Raw genomic sequence first — 18,614 nt, 5'->3', positions numbered from 1 at the left:
GGCAGGAGACTCACCATGAAACATGCAACTTCGACCCTGGCCGCGCTGCTCGGCGGCTCGCTGTTCGCTTTTTCCGTCCATGCCCAGAACCCGGCGCCGTTCCGCCTGGGCGTCATCGTGGACATGACGGGCGTGTACTCGGCGCACGGCGGGCCCGGCGTGGTCACGGCCGTGAAGATGGCGGCGGAAGACTTCGGCGGCAAGGTCCTGGACCGTCCGATCGAAGTGCTGTCGGCCGACTACCAGAACAAGGTGGACATCACCGCGACGCGCGCGCGCCAGTGGTACGACCGGGACGGCGTGAGCGCCATCATCGAGTCGACCGACTCGGCCTCCGCGCTGGCGCTGCAGGCGTTGGGAACGGAGAAGAAGCGCATCACGCTGTTCGCGGGCTCGGCCTCGTCCAACCTGACCAACGCGGCCTGCACGCCCTATGGCGTGCACTATGTCTACGACACCTACGTGCTGGCCAACGGCACCGGGCGCGCGGTGACGCGGGCGGGCGGCGACAGCTGGTACTTCATCACCGCCGACTATGCCTTCGGCCATTCGCTGGAACGCGACACCAGCAACGTCATCAAGGCCAACGGCGGCAAGATACTGGGCAGCGTGCGTGCGCCGTTGTCCAGCCCGGACTTCTCTTCGTACCTGCTGCAGGCGCAGGCCAGCAAGGCCAAGGTGATCGGCCTGGCCAACGCCGGTTCGGATACGCAGAACGCCGTGCGCCAGGCCTCGGAGTTCGGCATCACGCAGGGCGGCCAGGCGCTGGCGACGCTGCTGGTCTTCCTGCACGACATCAAGGGACTGGGGCTGCAGGCCGCGCAGGGACTGCAGTTCACCACGGGCTTCTACTGGGACCGCAACGACGAGACGCGCGCGTGGTCCAAGCGCTACTTCGAGCGCCAGAAGTCCATGCCGTCGATGGTGCAGGCCGGCGCCTATTCGGCCACCATGCACTACCTGCAGGCCGTCAAGGCCGTGGGCCGCGACGACCCCGATGCCGTGGCCGCGAAGATGAAAGAGACGCCCATCAACGACTTCTACGCGAAGAACGGGCGCATCCGCGCGGACGGCCGCATGGTGTACGACATGTACCTGGCGCAGGCGAAGACGCCCGCCGAGTCCAAGGGCGACTGGGATCTGTTGAAGATCCTGGAGACGATCCCGGGCAACGAGGCCTACCGACCCCTGTCGCAAAGCGAATGCCCGCTGGTGAAGCAGAGCGGCTGATCACAGGGCATAAGCCAGCCGCGTTCCTTCGTCGATCGCCCGCATCGCATCCAGGCCGGTGGCGATGCGGGCGCCGCCGATCAGGTGCGCGGCGACGCCCAGCCGCTGAAGTTCGACGGCCAGGTCCTGCACGGGCTCCTGGCCCGCGCACACCACGATGGTGTCGACCTCGGCCAGTTGCGGCTGGCCATCGATGCTGTAGTGCAGGCCACGGTCGTCCACCTTGTGGTACACGCAGCCGGCGCGCAACACCACCCCGCGGCGCGCCAGCCGCGCGCGATGTATCCAGCCGGTGGACTTGCCCAGCCGGGGTTTGGACAGGCCGCGCTGGAACAGCGTGACGTGGCGCAGGCACGGCTCTTCCTCGGTTTGCGCCAGGCCGCCGGCGGTACGGATCTCGGCGTCCACGCCCCAATAGCGCAGGAAACCGTCCGCCTCCAGCGGCCTCGGCGCGGTCAGCCACTCGGCCACGTCGTGCCCGACGCCGCCCGCGCCGATGACGGCCACGCTGTCGCCTGCTTGCGCCCGGCCCAGGATGAGGTCGGGATAGCTGAGCACCTTGGCGTGGTCATGCCCTTCGAAGCGCACGCCGCGCGGGCGCGTGCCGGTGGCCACGACGACGTGGTCGTAGCCGCACGCGGCCAGCATGCCGGCCTCGGCCATCGTGTTCAGGTGCAGCGCGACACCGCTTTGCCCCAGGCGCAGGCGGTAATGGCGCAGTAGCGCGTCGAACTCGCGTTCCTTGCCGGGAATGCGCCGCGCCAGGTCGAGCTGGCCGCCGACGTCGGGCTGTGCTTCGTACAGGTCGACGCGGTGGCCACGCTGCGCGGCCGCGATGGCGCAAGCCATGCCCGCCGGGCCGGCGCCCACTACGGCGATGCAGAGCGACCGCGCCGCGGGCGCCTCGTCGAACTCGGTCTCGCGGCAGGCCTTGGGATTGACCAGGCAGCTGGCGACCCGATCCGAGAAGATGTAGTCCAGGCAGGCCTGGTTGCAGCCGATACAGGGAGTGATCTCGGCCGCGCGGCCCTGCGCGGCCTTGCGCACGAACTCCGGATCGGCCAGGAAAGGCCGCGCCAGCGACACCAGGTCGGCCTGTCCGCTGCTGAGCAGTTGTTCGGCGGTGTCGGGCATGTTGATGCGGTTGGACACGACCACCGGCACGGACACGGCGGCCTTGATGCGCGCCGCCGCGAAGGCGTAGGCCGCGCGGGGCACGCTGGTGGCGATGGTGGGCACGCCCGACTCGTGCCAGCCTATGCCGGTGCTCAGCACGTCCACGCCGGCGGCTTCCAGCGCCCGGGCGAACAGCAGAATCTCGTCGCCCGTCATGCCGTCTTCCACCAGGTCGATCGCGGACAGGCGGTAGAACATCAGGAGGTCGCGGCCCACGCGCTCGCGTATGCGGCGGACGACGCGCAGCGGCATGCGCATGCGCTGGTCGAAGCTGCCGCCCCACTCGTCATCGCGGCGGTTGGTGCGGCGCACGAGGAACTGGTTCAGCAGATAGCCCTCCGAACCCATCAGTTCGATGCCGTCGTAGCCCGCCTCGCGCGCGAGTTCGGCGCAGCGCGCGTAGTCCTCGATGGTCTGCAGTATCTCGTCCGCGGTCATGGCGCGCGGGATGCGCGGGTTGATGGGCGAGCGCACCGCGCTGGGCGCCACGATCTCGTCGTGCTTGGCATAGGCGCCCGTATGCAGCACCTGCAGGATGATGCGCGAGCCGTGCTCATGCACGGCCCGCACGATGGGCAGATGCTCGGCGATGCGCTCGGCGCGGTCCAGCACCTGTGCGCCCGGTTCGACACGCCCCGCGACATTGGGCGAGCACCCGCCCGTGGTGATCAGCGCGGCCTGCCCGCGCGCGCGGGCCGCATAGAAGGCGGCCAGCCGCCGCGCGGCGTCAGGCTCGTTTTCCAGCCGCGTATGCAGCGAGCCCATGACGATGCGATTGGGCAGCTCGATGCGGCCCACGCGGATGGGCGACAGCAGGGTCGGATAAGGCGTACTCAAGGCGTCTCCTGGTCATGGTCGTTGTTGTGGTCGCCTGCATGCGATGCAAGAAATATGCCATGCACGCGCGTGCGCGTGAACCGCGTCGCTGTCCTCGACGAAGACATTGCTGTGCGCGCGACAACACATTGCACACCTGCCGACAGGCCGCAACGTCGCGTGCGCCCTGGACACCGCGATATGGCACAGGTTTTGCTTGATGACATGGAACTCCATTCCATCGCATTCCCTGGACCTCATGAAACTGAATTACCGCGCCGAAGACGAGCGCTTCCGCGAGACTGTCATGCAGTTCCTGAAGCACGCGCTGCCGGACGACCTGCAGCACAAGGTGCGCAATCACCTGCGGCTGGGCAAGGAAGACTTCCTACGCTGGCATCGCATCGTGCACGCGCAGGGCTGGGCCGGCGCCAGCTGGCCCGTCGCCTTCGGCGGCACGGGCTGGACGCCGATGCAGCAGCATATCTGGCAGGAGGCCTGCGCGCTGGCCGGCGCGCCCATCATCCAGCCCTTCGGCATCGACATGGTGGGCCCGGTGATCATGGCGTTCGGCAACGCGCGGCAGCACGAGCGCTTCCTGCCCGGCATTCTGTCGGGCGAGGACTGGTGGTGCCAGGGCTATTCCGAACCGGGCGCCGGCTCGGACCTGGCGGCGCTGTCCACGCGCGCCGAACGCCACGGCGACCATTACGTCGTCAACGGCCAGAAGGCCTGGACCACCTTCGCGCAGCACGCCAACTGGATGTTCTGCCTGGTGCGCACGGACCCCGCCGCGCCCAAGCAGAAGGGCATCTCGTTCCTGCTGATCGACATGGCCACGCCGGGCATCACCATCCGTCCGGTCACCATGCTGGACGGCGAACAGGACGTGAACGAAGTCTTTCTGGACAACGTGCCGGTGCCTGTCGAGAACCTCATCGGCGAAGAGAACAAGGGCTGGACCTATGCCAAGTTCCTGCTGAGCCATGAACGCACCTCGATCGCCGGCCTGGGCCGCTCCAAGCGCGAGCTGGCCTTCCTGAAGCGGCTGGCCGCGGCGCGCGAACGCGATGGACAGCCGGTGCTGCGGCAGGCGCTGTTCAATGCGCGCGTCGCCGAGGTCGAGATCGACCTGATGGCGCTCGAGCTGCTGGTGCTGAAGAGCCTGACGCAGGCCGAGGACGCGGACGCGCTGGCATCGATCCTGAAGCTGCGGGGCATCGACATCCAGCAGGCGCTGACCGAACTGATGCTGGACGCGGTGGGCTACGGCGCGGCGCCGCTGGACATGGCGTACCTCGACGGCGCCACGGATACCAGCGTGTTCGGTGACGACGACGCGGCGCCGCTGGGCCGCCAGTACCTTACCTACCGCAAGCCGGCCGTGTACGGCGGCGCCACCGAGATCCAGAAGAACATTCTGGCCAAGATGATCCTGCAGATGTAAGAGGCGCGGCAATGGACTTCCGCTACACCGAGGAACAGACACAATTCGCGGACGCGCTGGGGCGCTGGCTGCAGAAGAACTACGGTTTCGAACATCGCCAGCACGTGGCGCGGGGCCGCGACGGCGCCAGCCTGGAAGACTGGCACGAGCTGGCGGAACTGGGCGTGTTCGCCCTGACGGCGCCGGAACGCGTCGACGGCTTCGACGGCGACAGCGCCGACGTGGGCCTGATCATGCGGCTGATGGGACGCCATCGCGTGCTGGAGCCCGTGCTGGACACACTCATGGGCATCGCGGCGTTGAAGGCCGCTGACGGTCACGACGTGCTGCTGGGCCAGCTGGCCGCGGGCCAGCGCCGCCTGTCCTGCGCCTGGTACGAACGCAGCGGCGAATACCGGCCCGCCGCCGCCGCCACGCGACACGAGGCCGGATGGCGCCTCGACGGACAAAAAAACATGGTGCTGCACGCCGCCATGGCGGACGTGTTCCTGGCCAGCGCGCGCCTGCCGGACGGCAGCCCTGCGCTGTACGCGGTGCCTGCCCGCACCGAAGGGCTGAGCCTGCGGCCCTATCCCATGCTGGACGGCACGCGCGCCGCGGACCTGCTGATGCAGGGCGTGGTGCTGCCCGACGACGCGCTGGTGCTGAGCGGCGAAGACGCGCTGCAGGCCCTGCTCGACCTCGCCACCGCCGCGCTGTGCGCCGAAGGCGTGGGCGTGATGGAGTCGATGAACGAGGCCACCTTCGAGTACATGAAGACCCGCAGGCAGTTCGGCGAGGCGCTGGGCAGTTTCCAGGCGCTGCGGCACCGCTGCGTGGACATGCACATCGCCGCGGAGCAGGCGCGCGTGCTGACGCATCTGGCGCTGCAACCGCACGTGCATGAGGATCCCGCCGCGCGCGCGCAGGTCGTGTCGGCAGCCAAGGTCAGCGTCAACAAGGCGCTGCGGTTCATCGGCCAGAACGCCGTGCACCTGCATGGCGGCATCGGCCTGACCGACGAACTGCCGGTATCGCACGACTTCCGGCGCGCCACGCTGATCACCAAGCAGTTCGGCGACACCGACCGGCATCTCAGCCGCTTTGCCACACAGCCGGCCTTCATGGCCGCGGCGTGATTACCACCAGGAGAATGTCTTGACGCAGAAACCGGATGACTTCACCGAGATCGGGGACAAGACCCGGCGCACCATCATCGGCGACGAGTATGTCGACCCCATGCTGGCCAGCCTGTCGCCCTTCGACCGGGAATGGCAGAAGTACCTGAACAACGAGTTGTGGGGCCGCACCTGGGCGCGCGGCGTGCTCTCCCACCAGCAGCTCAGCCTCATCAACCTGGGCATGCTGGCCGGCCTGGGGCGGATGGAAGAGTTCGAGCTGCACTTCCGCATCGCGCTCAAGCGCACCAAGGTACCGCTGGCGCAGCTGCGCGAAGTCCTGATGCACCTGTCCTTCTATTGCGGCGTGCCCGTCGGGCGCGACTGCTTCGCCATCGCGCGGCGCATCCTGAAGGAAGAGAACATCGACCTCACCGAGCTCGAAGGAACGCCATGACGGCCAGCCACGCACCGACCGGCGCCGTCCCGGTGGGATTCGTGGGCCTGGGCGACATGGGCAGGCCCATGGCCCTGCGCCTGCTGCGGGCCGGACTGCCGATGGTGGTCTGCGACCGCAATCCCGCCGCGCTCCAGCCCTTCGTGGCCGGCGGCGCGCAGGCCGCGTCCACCCCGCGCGAGGTCGCCGACCTCGCCGAGCTCGTCGTGATCTGCCTGCCCGCGCCCGAGATCAGCCTGGCGGTCGCGCTGGGCGAAGACGGCCTGCGGCAAGGCGCGCGCATGCGCTGGATGATGGAGACCTCGACCGTGGGCCAGTCCACGCTGCACGCGCTGGCCGACGGCCTGCGGCCGCGGGGCATCGAGGTGCTGGACGCCCCGGTCAGCGGCGGCCCGCGCGGCGAGGCAGCGGGCAGGTTGTCCTGCTTCGTGTCGGCCTCTCAGGCCGCGTTCGACGCGGCGCGTCCGGTGCTGTCCGTCCTGGCCGATCGCCTCTTCCACATCGGCACGCAACCTGGCCAGTCGCAGGTGCTGAAGCTGGCCAACAACATGCTCAACGCCGCCAACCTGACGCTGGCCTGCGAAATGATGCACATGGTGCGGTCGGCGGGCATCGAGCTGAAGACCGCGCTCGAGGTCATCAACGCCAGCACCGGCCGCAGCCGCGCCACGGAAGAGACGCTGCCCGCGCAGGTGCTGAGCGGCGCGTTCGACACCGGAGCGCGCCTGGACATCCTGCACAAGGACGTGCGGCTGGCGGTGGCGGAAGCCGCCAGGCAGCACACGGCCTGCCCCGCCGCCACGGCCGCCGCGGCGGTCTGGGACCGGGCCATGGCGGCCGGCCTGGGCGCGGCGGACCTGTCGCGCATCTACGAATTCATCGCCAATGACACCCAGGCGGCGAAGGCCGATTGAGCCGTCCCGCCCTTACCACCAAAGGAGACACATCTCATGTTCGCGACATCCATCACGAAGCAGGGCCGCACCCTGCTCGCAGCACTGGGCGCCGGCATGCTCATGCACGCCATGCCCGCCGCCGCCGACAACTATCCCAGCCGCGCCGTCACGTTGGTTTCGCCGTACCTGGCGGGCGGCGCCGCCGACACGGTGGCCCGCGCCATCGCGGCAGCGGCGGCCAGGCAGCTCGGCCAACCGGTGGTGGTGGAGAGCAAACCCGGCGCCGAAGGCCTGATCGGATCCACCGACGTGATGCGCGCCGCGCCCGACGGCTATCGAGTGCTGTGGGGCGGGGCGGGCTCGATGATGATCGTGCCGGCCCTGCGCAACAAGGCGCCCTTCGATCCGGTGACCGCCTTCACGCCGATCGCCGGCACGGTGGACTTCTCGTTCTACCTGTACACGCCCAAGGACTTTCCGGCCGACAACATCGCCGAGTTCATGGACGTGGTGAAGAAGAATCCCGCCAAGTACAACTACGGCACGGGCAACAACCAGGGTCGGCTGACCTTCGCGTACATGAACAAGCAGTACGGCCTGGAGATGCAGCACGTGGCGTATCGCGGCGAGACGGCGGTCATCAACGACCTGCTGCCCGGCCGCATGCAGGCGTTCTTCGGCACGACCGCGGCCATTCCATACGTGAAGACGGGCGAACTGAAGGCGCTGGTGACGACCCTGCCGAAGCGCAGCCCGCTGCTGCCCGACGTGCCCACCATGAAGGAAAGCGGCCTGACCGAAGTGCCGTTCTCGCCGGGCGGCGGGTGGCTGGCCATCTACGGCCCGGCCGGCATGAAGCCGGAAATCGTCAAACGCCTGAACGAAGCGTTCCGCGCCGCGTTCACCGATGCGGACGTGCAGAAGGCCATGCATACGGCCGGCGTGTCCTACAACCCCATGAGCAGCGAACAGCTTGCCGAGTTCACCCGCAGCCAGCGCGACCTGTACATTCGCGCGGTGGACGAACTGGGGATTCCGAAGGCCGACTGAAGGAGCATGCCGAGGACGGGCCGGCGCCCGTCCTGCCACGTTCCTCACACCGCGCAATAGCCGCCGTCGACCAACAGGTCCGCGCCCGTCATGTACGACGACGCGGGACTCGCGAGGAACAGCGCGGCCGCCGCGATCTCGGACGGATCGGCGAAGCGGTCCAACAGGTACTTGGACTCGGCCTGGCGGCGCGCCTCGGGCGACAGGGTGCCGTAGCGGAAGGTGATGCGGCGCGTCTCCACCGCGCCCGGCGACAGCGTATTCACGCGTATGCCCTGGGCCGCATGATCGATGGCCATGGTCTTGGCCAGTTGCAGCAGCGCGCCCTTGGCCGAGGTGTAGCTGACGCGCCCGCCGCGCCCCACGCGCGCGTGCATCGACGCGATGTGCACCACCGAGCCGCCGCCCGCCTCGATCATCGCCGGCAGCACCGCGCGCGACATCAGGTAGACGCCCGTCAGGTTCACCTTCATCACCTGTTCCCACTCACGCGGGTCGATGTCGAGGATGGTGCCCGACCGGTCCAGCATGGCCGCGCCGTTGATCAGCACGCGCGGCCCGCCCAGTTCGCGCCGCACGTCCTCCGCCACCTTCAGGGTCTGCGCCTCGTCCGACACGTCGCAGGCCATGCCGATGGCGTGGCCGCCGGCCTCGCGTATCGCACGGGCGCAGGCCTCGGCCGCGTCGCCGTCGTGGTCCACGCAAGCCACGCGCGCGCCCACGTTGGCGAACATCTCGCAGATGGCGCGGCCGATGCCGCCCGCTCCGCCCGTCACCACGGCAACCTGGTCGTCCAGGCGGAATATGCGTTCATCCTTCATCACTCGGTTCTCCGGATCGCACGCCGCCAAAGGGCTGGCGGCCTCGCGCCTACCCAAAAAGCAATAACGGTGCCACCGCGGCCCGCGCCGTCGCGGCCGCCGCCGGCACGCGCGCGACTGTCCTCGGCGAAGACAGATGCGTCCTGCATGGACATTCCGTCGCTTCTTTGAAGGCCCGTTGGCCAGGGAAGCGCCTTGGCATGGATCTTGCAAGTTGCTTCCGTGTTCGCCGAACTCAGGAGACAGGATATGTTGGGGCTCATGCAAGCGTGGCCACTGCTGTGCCAGCGCGTCATCGAATACGCCGCCCGCGAGCATGGCCAGCGCCGCGTCGCGACGCGGCTGGCCGACGGCAGCGTGCAGGCCAGCGACTACCGCCAGGTGCACGAGACGGCCCTGCGCATTTCCAAGCGGCTGCTTGCCGACGGCATCCGGGCCGGCGACCGCATCGGCACGGTCGCCTGGAGCACCGCCCGCCACATGGAATGCTGGTATGGCATCGCGGGCATCGGCGCCGTCTACCACCCGGTCAATCCGCGCCTGTTCTCCGAGCAGATCGTCCACATCGTGAACGACGCCGCGGACCAGCTGATGTTCGTGGATCCGGGCTTCGTCGCCCTGCTGGAACCCCTGGCCGCGCAACTGCCCACCGTGCGGCGCTACATCGTGCTGGCGGACGAAGCCGACATGCCGGCCACCAGCCTGCCCAACGCCATCTCGTTCGAAGCCTGGCTGGGCGATACCGACGCCGATTTCCATTGGCCGGACTTCGACGAGAACACCGCGGCGGCGCTGACCTATACGTCCGGCACCACCGGCAACCCCAAGGGCGTGCTGTACTCGCACCGCTCGATCATCCTGATGTCGCTGACCGGCTGCGCGCCCGACATGTACGGGTTCTCGGCCCGCGACAACGTGATGGTGCTCGTGCCGATGTATCACGCCAATGGATGGACCTGGCCGTTTTCGGCGCCGATGACGGGCGCCGGACTGGTGTTTCCGGGCCAGCACATGGATGGCGCCTCGGTGGCCGACCTGCTGGTCGACGAACAGGTCACCGTGACGGGCGGCGTGCCCACCATCTGGCAGACGGTCCTGGACCACCTGCGCGGGCAGGGCAGGCGCCTGACCGCGCTGCGGCGCGTGTACGTCGGCGGCTCGCCTTGCCCGCGGCCGGTGCTGGATGCGCTGCAGGAGATACACGGCGCGGAAGTACGCGCCTCGTACGGCATGACCGAAATGGGTCCGCTGGGATCCATCTGCACCATGCGCGTCGAGAACGACGGTCTGCAAGGCGACGAGCGCGCGCATCTGCAACAGTCGCAGGGCCGCCCGCCGTTCCTGGTCGAGACGCGCATCGTGGACGAAGGCAACGAACTGCGTCCGCGCGACGGCAAGACCATCGGCCACCTGCAGGTGCGCGGGCCGTGCATCGTGCGCGCCTATTTCAACCAGCCGGCCGACAGCGTCACGGACGACGGCTACCTGGACACCGGCGACATCGCATCGATCGACTCGCTGGGCTACATCCGCCTGGCCGACCGCGCCAAGGATCTGGTGAAGTCGGGCGGCGAATGGATTTCCTCCATCGACATGGAACACGCGGCCACCATGCATCCCGCCGTGCAGGAGGCCGCCGTGATCGGCGCCCGGCATCCCAAGTGGGACGAGCGGCCGCTGCTGTTCGTGGTGCCCAAGGCCGACATGCGCATCGACAAGGCCCAGCTGTACGACTTCCTGGCCGGCAGGATGGCGAAGTGGTGGCTGCCGGACGACATCCTCTTCGTAGACAGCATTCCGCACACCGCCACCGGCAAGCTCAACAAGGCGGCGCTGCGCAAGCAGTACGGCGACTACCTCGTCGACCATCCGGAAGGCAGGCAGGCGTCATGAGCAGCCCTTTGCGCATACACCGGCAAGCGGGCGTGACCCTGCTGGAAATCGACAATCCCCCCGTCAACGCCGCCTCGGCGGCGCTGCTGCGGCAGTTGCGCGAGGCCCTGGCGCAGGCCGCCGCGGACGCCGCCTGCCAGGCCGTGGTGCTGTATGCCGCCGGCCGCAGCTTCGTGTGCGGCGCCGACATCGCCGAATTGCAGGGGCCTGCCGCCCAGCCGCGCGTAGACCTGTTCAATCCGGTGATGGACGCGCTGGAATCGCTGCCCAAGCCGGTGGTGTGCGCCATGCACGGCATGGCGCTGGGCGGCGGCCTGGAGCTCGCGCTGGCCTGCCATTACCGCGTGGCGCATCCGGACAGCCAGGTGGGCCTGCCCGAGGTGCAGCTGGGCATACTGCCGGGCGCGGGCGGCACGCAGCGCCTGCCCCGATTGGTCGGCGCCCGCCACGCGCTGGAGATGATCTCCAGCGGCAAGCGCGTGGGCGCGCAAGCCGCCCTGGACATGGGCCTGCTGGATCGCCTGAGCGCCGACCCGCCCCGGGCCGCGGGCCTGGCTTATGCGCTGGACCTGCTGCGCGAGGGCGCGGGGCCGCGCCCGACGTGCCTACGCCAGGTGGACAGCGGCGGGCTGGATGCGGCCGCGCTGCGGCAGGCCCGCGCAGACGCTGAAGCCAGGCCGCAGTACCCCGCGCGCCTGGCCATCGTGCAGTGCATCGAAGCCGCGCTGACCCAGCCCTTTCGCGCGGGGCTGGCCGAGGAACGGCGGCTGTTCGAGCAATGCCGGCTGTCGCATACCTCGCAGGCGCTGCGTCATCTGTTCTTCGCGCAGCGCCAGGCCGCCAAGCTGCCCGGCCTGCCGGCCGACACGCCGCTGCGGCCGATCCGCAAGATCGGCGTGATCGGCGCGGGCACCATGGGCCGCGGCATCGTCACGAACTTCCTCGGCGCGGGCATACCCTCGGTACTGCTTGAAACGCGCCAGGAAGCGCTGGACAAGGGCGTGGAACACATACGCAGGACCTACGACGGCCAGGTCGCCAAGGGTCGGCTTTCCGACGAGCGGGTGCGGGCAGCGCTCGATTGCCTGCGGCCCAGCCTGGACCCCGCCGACCTGGCGGACTGCGACCTGGTGATCGAGGCCGTGTTCGAGGACATGCAGATCAAGCAGGATGTCTGCCGCATGCTGGGCGTACGCTGCAAGCCGGGCGCCATCCTGGCAAGCAACACCTCCACGCTGGACATCGACGTGCTGGCGCAGGCCAGCGGCCGACCGGCGGACTTCGTCGGCATGCATTTCTTCAGTCCCGCCAACATCATGCGGCTGCTGGAAGTGGTGCGCGGCAGGGAGACCGCGCCCGACGTCCTGGCCACCGTCATGCGGCTTTCGAAGACCATCGGCAAGACCGCCGTGGTGTCGGGCGTCTGCTACGGCTTCATCGGCAACCGGATGCTGGAAAGCTACCTGCGCGAAGCCGATTTCCTGCTCATGGAGGGCGCCAGCCCGCGCCAAGTGGACCGCGCCATCGAAAACGCCGGGCTGGCCATGGGGCCGTGCCGCATGCTGGACATGGCGGGCACGGACGTGGCGGCCAGGATCGTCATCGAGCAGGAGAAGAACGGCCTGCGCCCCGATGACCCCGCCTATCGCGCCGTGGTCGGCAGGCTTCTGGAAACCGGCCGCCTGGGCCAGAAGGCGGGCAAGGGCTACTACCGCTACGAGGGCCGCCAGGCCGTCGACGATCCCGAGGTGCAAGCGCTGTGCGAGGAGCTGGCGCGCCGGCACGGCATCGCACGCCGCGACCGCATCGCGGACCAGGAAATCGTCGAACGCTGCCTGTATCCGCTGATCAACGAAGGCGCCCGCATCCTGGAGGAAGGCATCGCCTACCGCCCCGGCGACGTGGACGTCGTCTGGACGCACGGCTACGGATTCCCGGACTACCTGGGCGGTCCGATCTTCATGGCCGACCACGTCATAGGCCTGCCCGTTGTGCGGGACCGGCTGACGCACTACGCTGACGTCAAGGGCAACGCGCAGGGCTACTGGACCTTGTCGCCGCTGCTCGAGCGCTGCGCCGCGCAGGGCACGACGCTGTCGGACACCCACACGAACCGAACCTAGGATCTCGACATGAGAGAAGCAGTCATCGTCTCCACCGCCCGCACGCCCATCGGCCGCGCCTTTCGCGGGTCGCTGAACCACATCAAGTCGCCCACCCTGATGGGGCACGCCATCCGGCATGCCGTCGAACGCAGCGGCGTCGCGCCGGACGAGGTGGACGACGTCGTCGTCGGCACCGTGCTGACCGCCGGCACCGCCGGCATGAACATCGGCCGGCACGCGGCGCTGGCGGGCGGCCTGCCCGTCAGCGTGGCGGCGCAGACCATCGAACGTCAATGCGCGTCGGGCCTCATGGCGATCGCCACGGCCGCCAAGCAGATCATGGTGGACGGCATGCACGTCGTGGTGGCGGGCGGGCAGGAGAACATCTCGGCGGTGCAGAAGGTGTTCTACAAGCTGGCCTCCGAGGCGCAGGACCCCAACGTGATCGCGGCCGCGCCCGCGATCTACATGCCCATGCTGCAGACCGCCGAGATCGTCGCCAGGAAATACGGCATCTCGCGCGAGGCGCAGGACCGCTACGCGCTGTCTTCGCAGCAGCGCACGGCGGCCGCGCAGCAGGCGGGCCGCTTCGACGCCGAGATCGTGCCCATCCAGGCCACCATGCAGGTCACGGACAAGGACAGCGGCGAAGTCAGCTACCGCGAGGTCGAGCTGGGCCGCGACGAAGGGAACCGGCCGCAGACCAATTATGAGTCGCTGGCGCAGCTGGCGCCCGTGATCGAGGGCGGCACCGTGACGGCGGGCAACGCCAGCCAATTGTCCGACGGCGCCAGCGCCTGCGTCGTCATGGACCGGCAATTGGCCGAGCAGCGCGGGCTGCAGCCGCTGGGCATCTACCGCGGCATGGCCGTGGCCGGCTGCGCGCCCGAAGAGATGGGCATCGGCCCGGTGTACGCCGTGCCCAAGCTGCTGCGGGCCCACGGACTGAAGGTGTCGGATATCGGGTTGTGGGAACTGAACGAGGCGTTCGCGTGCCAGGCGCTGTACTGCCGCGACCACCTGGGCATCGACCCCGAGCTGTTCAACGTGGACGGCGGCGGCATCTCGGTGGGCCATCCCTATGGCATGACCGGCTCGCGACTGACAGGCCATGCGCTCATCGAGGGCAAGCGGCGCGGCGCCCGATATGTCGTGGTCACCATGTGCATCGGCGGCGGCATGGGCGCGGCCGGGCTGTTCGAGATCGCGTGAAGCCAACGGCGTCCGCACAAAATAAAAAATAAAAAGGCGCTTCCCTCCGCGCACGCGGCGGGAAGCGCCTGGACCGACTCACACGTCTTTTAGGTTTGCGCGGACTCTATCGCCACCAGTTCGGCCCCTTCCGTCACCTGGTCACCGACCGCATAGAACACCTCGCGCACCTCGCCGTCGGCTGGCGCCGAAATGGTGTGCTCCATCTTCATGGCCTCCATCACCAACAGCGGCTGCCCCTTGCGCACCGTGTCGCCGACCGCCACGCTGATCGAGATGATCTTGCCGGGCATGGGAGCGGTCAGGCCGCCGCCGTGCGCGTGCTCGTCGTCGGCGGCATGCCGCAGGGCATCGTGCTGCTCCAGCACGTGCACGGTATCGCCCCGAAACACATGGAACTGCTCGCCGTGAACCACCACGGTCCCGCCGGTCTCGCGGCCGTCCAGCGAGATGCGCACCTCGTACGCATCAGAACCGGCGGACTGCGCGCGCCAGCTCCACGCATGCGAGCCCTGTCCGCAATCGAGCTGCCATCCATCAGGCACGCGCGTGGCCATGACCGTGCGCATGTCCCCGCCGTCGATCCATACCAGCTGCTGCGGCAGGCGGCCGTTCACGCGCCACCCATCGGCCACGCTCCACGGATCGGCGGACGCTGCCCCATCCGCGGCGCCCATGCCCTGACGCGCCAGCAGCGCGGCGCTGGCAAGGGCCAGCGTGTCGGCGTCGGCAGGGCGCGCCGGCGGCAGCAGCGTGTCGCGGCGCCGCTCGATGAGCCCGGTGTCCAGGTCCGCTGCGGCGAAGGCCTCGTCGCGCATCAGTCGGGCCAGGAAGGCCGCGTTGGTCTGCACGCCCACCACGCGCGTCTGCGCCAGCGCCTGCAGCATGCGCAGCCGCGCCTGGTCGCGATCCGCCCCGTGCACGATCAGCTTGGCGATCATGGGATCGTAGAAAGGCGTGATGGCGTCGCCCGCGCGCACGCCGCCGTCCACACGGACCTCGCCATTGACGAAGGCGGCGTGCGGCGGCAGATCCAGGTGGACCAGCTTGCCGATGGACGGCAGGAAGCCGCTGTCAGGGTTTTCGGCGTATAGGCGCGCCTCGATGGCATGGCCCGAGATGCGCAGATCCTGCTGTCGTGCCGGCAGCGGCTGGCCGGCGGCCACGCGCAGCTGCCATTCGACCAGGTCGTGCCCCGTGATCAGTTCGGTGACCGGATGCTCGACCTGCAGGCGCGTGTTCATCTCCATGAAGTAGAAGCGGCCATCGGGCTCGGCGATGAATTCCACCGTGCCCGCGCCTACGTAGCCTACGGCCCGCGCGGCCGCCACGGCCGCTTCGCCCATGGCGTGCCGGCGCTCGTCGGTCATGCCCGGCGCGGGCGCTTCCTCGATGACCTTCTGGTGACGTCGCTGCACCGAGCAGTCGCGCTCGAACAGGTAGACGCATCCGCCCTGCGTGTCGGCGAACACCTGGATCTCGATGTGGCGGGGCTTCTGCAGATAGCGCTCGATCAGCACGCGATCGTCGCCGAAGCTCGAGGCCGCCTCGCGACGGCACGAGGCCAGCGCATCGGCGAAGGCCGCGGCGCTTTCAACCACGCGCATGCCCTTGCCGCCGCCGCCGGCGCTGGCCTTGATCAGCACCGGATATCCGATGGCATCGGCCTGCGACTGCAGGAAGGCCGCGTCCTGGTTGTCGCCGTGATAGCCGGGCACCAGCGGCACGCCGGCCTTCTCCATCAGCGTCTTGGCGGCCGACTTGCTGCCCATGGCGGCGATGGCCTCTGCCGGCGGGCCCACGAACACCATGCCGGCCTGGGCAACGGCGCGCGCGAAGTCTTCGTTCTCGGACAGGAAGCCATAGCCGGGATGGATGGCCTGCGCGCCGGTGTCGCGCGCGGCCTGCAGGATCGCATCGGCGCGCAGGTAGCTGGCCCGCGGCTCGGGGCCACCGATGCGCACGGCCACGTCGCAGGCGTCCACGTGGCGCGCCTGCGCGTCGGCATCGGAATACACGGCGACAGTGCGTATGCCCATGCGGCGGGCGGTGGCCGCGACGCGGCAGGCGATCTCGCCGCGGTTGGCAATCAACAGGGTGTGGAACGTTTTGCTCATCTCGCTCGTCCGAAAGAAGTACATCTACAACGGCAGACACCGCCACCGAAGACACCGCGGATCGGGCTCCGCCGGACCGCCGGTGTCGCCCCCTGAGGGGCGCGCGAAGCGCGTAGGGGGTGGACCCTCCTACATGCGGAACACGCCGAAGCGCGTGTCCTCGATCGGCGCGTTCAGCGCGGCCGACAGGCCCAGGCCCAGCACGCGGCGCGTGTCCGCCGGCGCGATGATGCCGTCGTCCCACAGGCGCGCCGTGGCGTAATAGGGATGGCCCTCACGCTCGTACTGTTCGCGGATCGGCGCCTTGAAGGCGTCTTCTTCGTGGGCCGGCCATTCGCCACCCTTGGCCTCGATGCCCTCGCGCCTCACGGTAGCCAGCACGCTGGCGGCCTGCTCGCCGCCCATGACCGAGATGCGCGCATTGGGCCACATGAACAAGAGGCGCGGCGAATACGCTCGTCCGCACATGCCATAGTTGCCGGCGCCGAAAGAGCCGCCGATGAGCACGGTGAACTTGGGCACGGCCGCAGTCGCCACCGCGGTCACCATCTTGGCGCCGTGGCGCGCGATGCCCTCGTTCTCATACTTGCGGCCCACCATGAAGCCGGTGATGTTCTGCAGGAACACCAGCGGGATCTTGCGCTGCGCGCACAGTTCGATGAAGTGCGCGCCTTTCTGCGCGGACTCGGAGAACAGGATGCCGTTGTTGGCCACGATGCCGACCGGCATGCCGTGTATGTGCGCAAAGCCCGTTACCAGCGTGGTGCCGAACCGCGCCTTGAATTCGTCGAACTCGGATCCGTCGACGATGCGCGCGATGACCTCGCGCACGTCGTACGGCTTGCGCGTGTCGGCCGGAATGATGCCGTTCAGCTCGGCCGGGTCGTAGCGCGGCTCGCACACCGGCTGCAGCGCCAGGGGCTGCGGCTTGGTGCGATTGAGGCGGGCCACGGCGCCGCGCGCCAGTTGCAGCGCGTGCAGGTCGTTGGCGGCCAGGTGATCGGCCACGCCCGACAGCCGCGTGTGCACGTCGCCGCCGCCCAGGTCTTCGGCGCTGACGATCTCGCCCGTGGCCGCGCGCACCAGCGGCGGCCCCCCCAGGAAGATGGTGCCCTGGTTGCGCACGATGATGGACTCGTCGCTCATGGCCGGCACATAGGCGCCCCCGGCCGTGCACGAGCCCATCACCACGGCGATCTGCGCGATGCCCTGCGCGGACATGTTGGCCTGGTTGTAGAAGATGCGGCCAAAGTGGTCGCGGTCGGGAAACACCTCGTCCTGCCGCGGCAGGTTGGCGCCCCCCGAGTCGACCAGATATACGCACGGCAGGCGGTTCTGCGCGGCGATCTCCTGGGCGCGCAGATGCTTCTTCACCGTAAGCGGATAGTAGGTGCCGCCCTTGACCGTGGCATCGTTGCACACGATCACGCATTCGACGCCTGCCACGCGCCCGATGCCGGTGATGATGCCGGCGCCGGGCGCCTCGCCGTCATACATGCCGTGCGCGGCCAGCGGCGACAGCTCCAGGAACGGGCTGCCCGGATCCACCAGCCGCTCGACACGCTCGCGCGGCAACAGCTTGCCGCGCGCCGTGTGCTTGGCACGCGCGGCCTCGTTGCCGCCCAACGCGGTACGGGCCATCTGCTCGGCCAGATCATCCAGTTGCGATTGCATGGCACGCGCATTGTCGGCGTAGTCCTGCGAACGCGGGTTGATGCGTGATTCGATAATCGGCATGGGGTGTTGTCTCGTCTGCGGGCGGCACTCGAAGGCGCCTTGTTCGTGGTGTTTGCCTCTGGTCGCTGCTTTGCACGCCTTGCGGTGGCTTTGCAGTATTTCCTTTTTTCAGTTCTTTCGCAGTCTTTGCTGCGTTGGGGTTTTGCTGCGTTTGGACCAGTATGTGTTCTTGAGGCGTCCTTCATGCGTCTTGCGCAGCCGTGCCGGCCAAGTCGCTCGGCTCGGGCGCGCCATCAGGCGCCCTCGGCCCCCTGACGGGGGCTTCCCTCCCTCCAATTGGCCGGCACGGCTGCGCAAGACGCATGAAGGACTCAAGCCAATGCTGGTTCGTGACGATGTCAATCCAATGCTGCGAAGGGTCGATGCTGAGAAGGTGATGATGCTGCGACGGCGATGACGCATTCAGAAGCCATACATCTCTGACGCCGAAGCGCCGCCACATTCACCGCCCTCTGCATGCAGACGCAGCCCTCCCACTCCCCAAGACGCGATGACGACATTCACCGCATCCGCTTTTGCGGGTGACGGGCATTGCTCTGATGCAGCATCGTCGGGGCGGG

At 68.7% G+C, this 18,614-nt stretch carries 13 protein-coding genes; 9 read left to right on the top strand and 4 right to left on the bottom strand.

The window, feature by feature from the left end; genetic code table 11:
- The first annotated feature begins 15 nt into the window (after positions 1 to 15).
- Positions 16 to 1,230, top strand: coding sequence for an ABC transporter substrate-binding protein (locus CAL15_RS00475; RefSeq protein ID WP_086076823.1), 1,215 nt, complete (start codon positions 16 to 18; stop codon positions 1,228 to 1,230).
- On the opposite strand, the gene CAL15_RS00470 is transcribed toward CAL15_RS00475, so the two are convergent.
- Positions 1,231 to 3,243, bottom strand: a complete 2,013-nt coding sequence (locus tag CAL15_RS00470; protein WP_086076822.1) for an NADPH-dependent 2,4-dienoyl-CoA reductase — start codon at positions 3,241 to 3,243, stop codon at positions 1,231 to 1,233. It abuts the gene before it with no gap.
- Positions 3,244 to 3,481: 238 nt separating this feature from the next.
- Between CAL15_RS00470 and CAL15_RS00465 the strand changes: the two genes are divergently transcribed.
- The 5 genes from CAL15_RS00465 to CAL15_RS00445 are packed head-to-tail and all read left to right on the top strand — an operon-like array spanning position 3,482 to position 8,169.
- Positions 3,482 to 4,669 carry an acyl-CoA dehydrogenase family protein gene (locus CAL15_RS00465; protein WP_086076821.1) on the top strand — a complete coding sequence of 396 codons (1,188 nt, stop codon included), beginning with the start codon at positions 3,482 to 3,484 and terminating at the stop codon, positions 4,667 to 4,669.
- Positions 4,670 to 4,680: 11 nt separating this feature from the next.
- Positions 4,681 to 5,787 carry an acyl-CoA dehydrogenase family protein gene (locus tag CAL15_RS00460; protein ID WP_086076820.1) on the top strand — a complete coding sequence of 369 codons (1,107 nt, stop codon included), beginning with the start codon at positions 4,681 to 4,683 and terminating at the stop codon, positions 5,785 to 5,787.
- 19 nt (positions 5,788 to 5,806) lie between these two features.
- Positions 5,807 to 6,223: a carboxymuconolactone decarboxylase family protein gene (locus tag CAL15_RS00455; protein WP_086076819.1), complete on the top strand. Its 417-nt coding sequence runs from the start codon at positions 5,807 to 5,809 to the stop codon at positions 6,221 to 6,223.
- Positions 6,220 to 7,137 carry an NAD(P)-dependent oxidoreductase gene (locus tag CAL15_RS00450; RefSeq protein WP_086076818.1) on the top strand — a complete coding sequence of 306 codons (918 nt, stop codon included), beginning with the start codon at positions 6,220 to 6,222 and terminating at the stop codon, positions 7,135 to 7,137. Before CAL15_RS00455 ends, CAL15_RS00450 begins: the two co-directional genes overlap by 4 nt.
- Before the next feature lie 36 nt (positions 7,138 to 7,173).
- Complete coding sequence (locus CAL15_RS00445; protein WP_086076817.1) at positions 7,174 to 8,169, top strand: Bug family tripartite tricarboxylate transporter substrate binding protein; 996 nt, start codon at positions 7,174 to 7,176, stop codon at positions 8,167 to 8,169.
- 44 nt (positions 8,170 to 8,213) lie between these two features.
- On the opposite strand, the gene CAL15_RS00440 is transcribed toward CAL15_RS00445, so the two are convergent.
- Positions 8,214 to 8,990 (bottom strand): SDR family NAD(P)-dependent oxidoreductase, encoded by a 777-nt coding sequence (locus CAL15_RS00440; protein ID WP_157666566.1) that lies wholly within the window; start codon positions 8,988 to 8,990, stop codon positions 8,214 to 8,216.
- A 261-nt stretch (positions 8,991 to 9,251) separates the two neighbouring features.
- Here CAL15_RS00440 and CAL15_RS00435 point away from each other — a divergent pair, with 261 nt between their 5' ends.
- From CAL15_RS00435 to CAL15_RS00425, 3 genes are read left to right on the top strand one after another with little or no spacing between them, the layout of a single operon-like run.
- Positions 9,252 to 10,883 carry a long-chain-fatty-acid--CoA ligase gene (locus tag CAL15_RS00435; protein ID WP_198299116.1) on the top strand — a complete coding sequence of 544 codons (1,632 nt, stop codon included), beginning with the start codon at positions 9,252 to 9,254 and terminating at the stop codon, positions 10,881 to 10,883.
- Positions 10,880 to 13,006, top strand: coding sequence for a 3-hydroxyacyl-CoA dehydrogenase NAD-binding domain-containing protein (locus CAL15_RS00430; protein ID WP_086076815.1), 2,127 nt, complete (start codon positions 10,880 to 10,882; stop codon positions 13,004 to 13,006). Before CAL15_RS00435 ends, CAL15_RS00430 begins: the two co-directional genes overlap by 4 nt.
- 9 nt (positions 13,007 to 13,015) lie before the next feature.
- Positions 13,016 to 14,200: an acetyl-CoA C-acyltransferase gene (locus CAL15_RS00425; protein ID WP_086076814.1), complete on the top strand. Its 1,185-nt coding sequence runs from the start codon at positions 13,016 to 13,018 to the stop codon at positions 14,198 to 14,200.
- Between the two features lie 89 nt (positions 14,201 to 14,289).
- Here the strand turns inward: CAL15_RS00425 and CAL15_RS00420 are convergent, their stop codons facing one another.
- Together CAL15_RS00420 and CAL15_RS00415 are read right to left on the bottom strand one after the other, a co-directional pair.
- Positions 14,290 to 16,317 carry an acetyl/propionyl/methylcrotonyl-CoA carboxylase subunit alpha gene (locus CAL15_RS00420; protein ID WP_086076813.1) on the bottom strand — a complete coding sequence of 676 codons (2,028 nt, stop codon included), beginning with the start codon at positions 16,315 to 16,317 and terminating at the stop codon, positions 14,290 to 14,292.
- 129 nt (positions 16,318 to 16,446) lie between these two features.
- On the bottom strand, positions 16,447 to 18,054 hold the full coding sequence (locus CAL15_RS00415; RefSeq protein WP_086076812.1) for a carboxyl transferase domain-containing protein: 1,608 nt from the start codon (positions 18,052 to 18,054) through the stop codon (positions 16,447 to 16,449).
- Positions 18,055 to 18,614 lie beyond the last annotated feature (560 nt).

Origin of the sequence: Bordetella genomosp. 13 (assembly GCF_002119665.1) — a bacterium.
Taxonomy (GTDB): domain Bacteria; phylum Pseudomonadota; class Gammaproteobacteria; order Burkholderiales; family Burkholderiaceae_B; genus Bordetella.
Note: the sequence above shows the minus strand (reverse complement) of the source record. Positions and strands in the feature narration are given on the sequence as shown.

Coding starts and splice junctions, on each gene's coding strand:
- CAL15_RS00475 (WP_086076823.1), top strand. CDS start 16: ATGAAACATGCAACTTCGACCCTGGCCGCGCTGCTCGGCGGCTCGCTG.
- CAL15_RS00465 (WP_086076821.1), top strand. CDS start 3,482: ATGAAACTGAATTACCGCGCCGAAGACGAGCGCTTCCGCGAGACTGTC.
- CAL15_RS00460 (WP_086076820.1), top strand. CDS start 4,681: ATGGACTTCCGCTACACCGAGGAACAGACACAATTCGCGGACGCGCTG.
- CAL15_RS00450 (WP_086076818.1), top strand. CDS start 6,220: ATGACGGCCAGCCACGCACCGACCGGCGCCGTCCCGGTGGGATTCGTG.
- CAL15_RS00445 (WP_086076817.1), top strand. CDS start 7,174: ATGTTCGCGACATCCATCACGAAGCAGGGCCGCACCCTGCTCGCAGCA.
- CAL15_RS00440 (WP_157666566.1), bottom strand. CDS start 8,990: ATGAAGGATGAACGCATATTCCGCCTGGACGACCAGGTTGCCGTGGTG.
- CAL15_RS00435 (WP_198299116.1), top strand. CDS start 9,252: ATGCAAGCGTGGCCACTGCTGTGCCAGCGCGTCATCGAATACGCCGCC.
- CAL15_RS00430 (WP_086076815.1), top strand. CDS start 10,880: ATGAGCAGCCCTTTGCGCATACACCGGCAAGCGGGCGTGACCCTGCTG.
- CAL15_RS00425 (WP_086076814.1), top strand. CDS start 13,016: ATGAGAGAAGCAGTCATCGTCTCCACCGCCCGCACGCCCATCGGCCGC.
- CAL15_RS00420 (WP_086076813.1), bottom strand. CDS start 16,317: ATGAGCAAAACGTTCCACACCCTGTTGATTGCCAACCGCGGCGAGATC.
- CAL15_RS00415 (WP_086076812.1), bottom strand. CDS start 18,054: ATGCCGATTATCGAATCACGCATCAACCCGCGTTCGCAGGACTACGCC.